Source organism: Micromonospora sp. M51 (assembly GCF_018070305.1).
In the GTDB taxonomy this organism is placed as follows: domain Bacteria; phylum Actinomycetota; class Actinomycetes; order Mycobacteriales; family Micromonosporaceae; genus Micromonospora; species Micromonospora parva.
In genome coordinates this window covers 1-1,179 of record NZ_JAGPXZ010001190.1, presented here as the reverse complement: position 1 = coordinate 1,179, position 1,179 = coordinate 1, and the positions used below count along the sequence as shown (strand labels likewise).

Annotated in this window: 2 pseudogenes; both read right to left on the bottom strand. The window is 71.0% G+C overall.

Going from position 1 to position 1,179, the window contains the following annotated elements:
• Nucleotides 1-471 (bottom strand): annotated as a pseudogene (locus tag KBX53_RS33585) (hypothetical protein); the annotation flags it as partial.
• A gap of 294 nt (nt 472-765) precedes the next feature.
• Nucleotides 766-1,179 (bottom strand): annotated as a pseudogene (locus KBX53_RS33580) (hypothetical protein); the annotation flags it as partial.

Below are 1,179 nucleotides of genomic sequence, written 5' to 3'. Positions count from 1 at the left end.
CGCCTCACCCTTGTTGCCCTCGGCGGCCAGCCGGCGGTCCGCCTCGGCGATCTGGGTCTGCAACTGGGCGAGGTTGCGGTCCACCTCGGCCCGCGCCCGGTTCGGCACCTGCGGCAGTTTGGCCGCCACATCCGGACAGGCGACGGCGGTGCCGGTGCCCACCGTGCCGTCCTTGCCGTCCTCACACTCGGGGACCGACTGCTGTCCGTCACCCCAGTGATTACGCACCCACCGACCGTTCTGCCAGGTTCGGCTGGTCGAACCGGCGCCGGTCGGCGCGGTCGCGCCCGGGCTCGGCTCCACACACTGCCCGGCGGCCGGACGTGGCTTATTTGTCCGCCGGTCCTGGGCCGACGAAATCTGAGTCACGGCGACAACTCCGCCGAAGACCGCGAGCGTGCCGACAACTGCCAGCAGACGCTTGCTCCGCGCGTTGCCGGAAGGCCGGCGCGCCCGAGTGGACCTGCGCATCGAATTGCTCTCCTTCTCGATCCGGTAGTGGATTTCTGCCCTCGGCGGACCGACGGATGTGTGGGGGCACGGCCGCGGCAGGGACCCACCGTGACCCACCCGGTAATGCGTCGATGGCCGACGATGCCCTTTCCGCACCGTCTCCCGCGCCGGTCGACGCGGATGGGGAGATCCTGTTCATTCGCGCAGGAGTACGGGGCGGGTGCCGGGAAGGTTCAACTGACGCACAGGAAATTGCCGCGACCCGACACGGAGCCGGTACGCGGCGGGGAAGAGCAGGTGAAACGGGTGCGGTCAGTCGGCGCAGAGATGGTCGAAGGCGAAACCGCCGACCAGTTCGTGGCGGCGCTCGCTCAGCGCGGCGATCCGCGCGGTCCACTCGGCACGTGGCAGCAGGTTCGCCACCGCGTTCTCCCGCAGTCGCTCCCCCACGGCAACGGCGGCGAGATCCTCGGCCAGCCGGGCCGCGTCGATGCCGCAGGAGAAGCGGTGTTCGGTCACCGAGACCATCTCGACGAGGCACGCGTCGGGGCGTACCTGCACCCAGCTCCACCCCTGGGCCGGCCCGTCCAGCCAGCGCACGTGCAGCCCTCGCACGATCGGGTCGGTCACCTGCCCAGCCACGTACGCCTCGACGGCCGCCGCGCGGGTCAGCGCGCCGAGGTCGTTGACCGACCCGGTACGCCCGTCGGGCAGTCGGCCCAGGAT